General features: G+C 72.4%; 3 protein-coding genes. All 3 read right to left on the reverse strand.

Going from position 1 to position 3,326, the window contains the following annotated elements; all coding sequences use genetic code 11:
* Window positions 1-740: glycolate oxidase subunit GlcE (gene glcE / locus C667_RS21360; RefSeq protein ID WP_004383548.1), on the reverse strand; the 740-nt coding region annotated here is incomplete at its 3' end.
* Window positions 741-979: 239 nt separating this feature from the next.
* Window positions 980-2,491: an FAD-linked oxidase C-terminal domain-containing protein gene (locus C667_RS21365; protein ID WP_004383549.1), complete on the reverse strand. Its 1,512-nt coding sequence runs from the start codon at window positions 2,489-2,491 to the stop codon at window positions 980-982.
* A 177-nt stretch (window positions 2,492-2,668) separates the two neighbouring features.
* Window positions 2,669-3,326 (reverse strand): LysR substrate-binding domain-containing protein (locus C667_RS21370; RefSeq protein WP_004383550.1); only part of this gene is annotated, 658 nt, incomplete at its 5' end.

Here is a 3,326-nt window from a genome sequence, read left to right on the forward strand (position 1 = left end):
TCGCGCGCCGCGGTCCACAAGGCCTGCGCCGTCGCAGGCGCGAGCGCCTCGCCGCCGAGCCGCGCGCAAGCCGCCTGCACCGCCGCCTCGGCGCCCGACAGGCGCAGGTGCAGCACGCCGTCCTCCCACAGCGTGGCCGACACCGGCAGTGGCTGCCCGCCCCATTCATTGACGCGGCGCAGCGCGCCGGCCTCGTCGAGCTCGAAGCGCAGCGTGGCCTCGGCCACCGGGCGCGGCAGCACCTTGAGCGAGACCTCGAGCAGGATGCCGAGCGTCCCCAGGCTGCCCGCCACCAGGCGGGAGAGGTCGTAGCCGGCGACGTTCTTCATGACCTGGCCGCCGAAGCGCAACACCTCGCCGCGACCGTCGAGCAGCTTGATGCCGAGCATGAAGTCGCGCACCGCACCGGCGTTCGCCCGCCGCGGCCCGGAGAGACCCGCGGCGACACAGCCGCCCACGGTGGCCCCGGGGCCGAAGTGCGGCGGCTCGAAGGCGAGGTACTGGCCGCGCTCGGCGAGCACCGCCTCGAGCTCCGCGAGCGGGGTGCCGGCGCGCACCGTCACCACCAGCTCGGTGGGCTCGTAGGCAACCACGCCGTGGTTGGCGCGCAGCTCGAAGGGCTCGCCCGCGAGCGGCCCGCCGTAGAAGTCCTTGCTGCCGCCAGCGCGCAGGCACAGCGGCGTGCGCGCCGCCGCGGCTGCGCGCACGCGCTCGGCCCATTCCTTTTCGATCGTCGTCATCGTTTCATCGTCCAGTCATTCATTTGCCCGACCGCGCCAGCGGTCGTCGGTGTGTTGCCGCGGGCGACGCCGCGCCCTTCCGATCACCGTGCCGTTTCGTGCAGGAGCGCCGGCAGGCGCGAAGGCCGCCGTCGGGGCAGGCAGGTGCATCGATGGCGGAGGCGCCGGTTCGCGCCTGCCGGCGCTCCTACATGAACCGTCAAGACGCCGGGTGGAGCGGCGCAACTCACGCACCCGGTTCAGAAGCGCGGGATGTCGGGATACGGCACGTGGCCCTTGCTCACCTTCATGCGCCCGTACTCGGCGCAGCGGTTGAGCGTGGGGATCGCCTTGCCGGGGTTGAGCAGCCCGGGCGGGTCGAAGGCGGCCTTGACGCGGAAGAACTGGCGCACCTCGGCGGTCGTGAACTGCGCGCACATCTGGTTGATCTTCTCCAGCCCCACGCCGTGCTCGCCGGTGATGGTGCCGCCGAGCGCCACAGAGAGCTCGAGGATCTCGGCGCCGAACTCCTCGGCGCGCTCGAGCTCGCCGGGCTGGTTGGCATCGAACAGGATCAGCGGGTGCAGGTTGCCGTCGCCGGCGTGGAAGACGTTCATGCAGCGCAGGCCGTACTTGCTCTCCATGGCCTGGATCGCGGTGAGCATCTCGCCGATGCGCTTGCGCGGGATGGTGCCGTCCATGCAGTAGTAGTCGGGCGAGATCCGCCCGGCGGCCGGGAAGGCCGCCTTGCGCCCGGCCCAGAAGCGCAGGCGCTCGGCCTCATCGCGCGACACGCGGATCTCGGTGGCGCCGCTCTCCTGCAGCACCGCGCGCACGCGGGCGACCTCCTCGGCCACTTCCTCCGGCGTGCCGTCGGCCTCGCACAGCAGGATCGCCTTGGCATCGAGCGGATAGCCGGCGCGCACGAACTCCTCAACCGCCGCGGTGGCGGGCTGGTCCATCATCTCGAGGCCGGCGGGGATGATGCCGGCGGCGATGATCTTCGCCACCGCGTCGCCCGCGCGCACCACGTCGTCGAAGGTCGCCAGCACGCACTGCGCGAGCTGCGGCTTGGGCACCAGCTTGACGGTGACCTCGGTGAGCACCACCAGCATGCCCTCCGAGCCGGTCACCAGCGCCAGCAGGTCGTAGCCCGCCGAATCGAGCGCGCCCGAGCCGATCTCGACGACCTCGCCCTCGATCGTCACCCCGCGCACGCGCAGCAGATTGTGCACCGTGAGGCCGTACTTGAGGCAATGCACACCACCCGCGTTCTCGGAGACGTTGCCGCCGATCGAGCAGGCGATCTGCGAGGACGGGTCGGGTGCGTAATACAGGCCGTAGGGCGCGGCGGCCTCGGAGATCGCCAGGTTGCGCACGCCGGGCTGCACGACGGCGGTGCGCGCGAGCGGATCGAGCGCGACGATGCGGTTGAAGCGCGCCAGCGACAGCAGCACGCCGCGGGTGTGCGGCAGCGCGCCGCCCGACAGCCCGGTGCCCGCGCCGCGCGCCACCACCGGCACGCCCATCTGGTGGCAGATGCGCAGCACCGCGACCACCTGCTCCTCGGTGCTCGGCAGGGCGACCACCAGCGGCAGCGCGCGGTAGGCCGCGAGGCCGTCGCACTCGTAGGGACGCAGGTCCTCGGCGTCGTACATCAGCGTGCCGGGCGGCAGCACCTTGCCCAGCGCCTCGATCACGCGCGCCTTGTCCACCGCGGAAAAATCGCCCTCGGTCTCGCCGAACGCCAGTGCCTCGTTCTCCAGCATCATCCTCGTCTCCTTGCCAGGCGCTGCCGATCGCGCCTCGTCCACCGCGCCGCCGCCGCGAAATCCGCGTCCACGCACCGGCCCCTCCAGCCTGCATCGAGTATAGAGGTTCGCGCCGGGCGCCTGTTTGACGCCTCTTCTCCAGCCCCTTGAAGAAAATTCAACCCGCGCGGCGCTGCATCAAGGCAGCACCGCCTGCAGCCAATCGGCGAAGGCGGCGCATTCCCAGCGTTCGAGCGCCCCCGGGCGCCAGCACAGGTAGTGGGCGTAGGGCGAACGCAGCGGGCGCGAGGACAGCGCCAGCAGGCGGCCGCTGTCGAACCAGGCCGCGCCCAGGCGCTGGCGCACCAGGGCGACGCCGAAGCCGCCCGCCGCTGCATCGTAGGCCAGCCCGAGATCGTTGAACTGCGCGCCGCGCGCGGGCTCGGGCAGGGCCAGGCCGCAATGCGCGAACCAGTTCGACCACGGCTCGAGCGGGCTGCGCACGAGCGCGGTGGCGCTGCACTCGGCCACGCTGGAGAAGCCGTCGAAGGGGCCGTGCTCGTCGAGGAAGGCCGGGCTGCAGGCGGGCACCGCGTCGTCGCGCAGCAGCAGGCGATGCTCGAGGTCGGCGTAGCCGCCGGCACCGTAGCGGATCTCGAGGTCGGCCTCCTCGGCGACGACGTCGCGCAGCGGGATCGAGACCTGCAGGGTGAGCTCGATGTCCGGCCAGTCGCGGCGGAACAGCTCGAGCTTGGGCATCACGAACTGGCGGCAGAACGAGGGCGTCACCGCCACCCGCAGCCGCGGCGCCACGGCCGGCGCGCGCTCGCCCGGCAGCTCGCGCAGCGCGGCGAGC

Source organism: Thauera phenylacetica B4P (assembly GCF_000310225.1).
In the GTDB taxonomy this organism is placed as follows: Bacteria; Pseudomonadota; Gammaproteobacteria; order Burkholderiales; family Rhodocyclaceae; genus Thauera; species Thauera phenylacetica.